The organism is Oleiphilus sp. HI0043 (assembly GCF_001634935.1).
In genome coordinates this window covers 1-270 of sequence record NZ_LWEY01001019.1, presented here as the reverse complement: position 1 = coordinate 270, position 270 = coordinate 1, and the positions used below count along the sequence as shown (strand labels likewise).

The 270-nt window shown below is 50.7% G+C and carries 1 pseudogene; it reads right to left on the bottom strand.

The features are described from left to right. A pseudogene (locus A3729_RS33915) lies at positions 1-197 on the bottom strand (efflux transporter periplasmic adaptor subunit); the annotation flags it as partial. Between the last annotated feature and the right edge of the window lie 73 nt (positions 198-270).

The following is a 270-nucleotide window of genomic DNA, read 5'->3' as shown; positions in this document are numbered from 1 at the left end:
TCATATTCAAGCGGATCGATCACCAACAGGACTTGACCCTCTTGGACAAAAGCACCCCGCTGAAAAGCAGGGCTGACCTTTAAAACCTGTCCCGAGACCAGGGACAACAGATTCGTCCGGGTATTAGCCTTCAGAACACCATAGGACTCTACCGTGACCTGAAAGTCCCGAGGCGCTATTTTATCCACTTCGACCAATAAAGGATTTGCCTTTGAAGGACGCCCCTTGCTCGCGGGTGGTTGCGACTGACTTATCTGATAGGCCAACAAA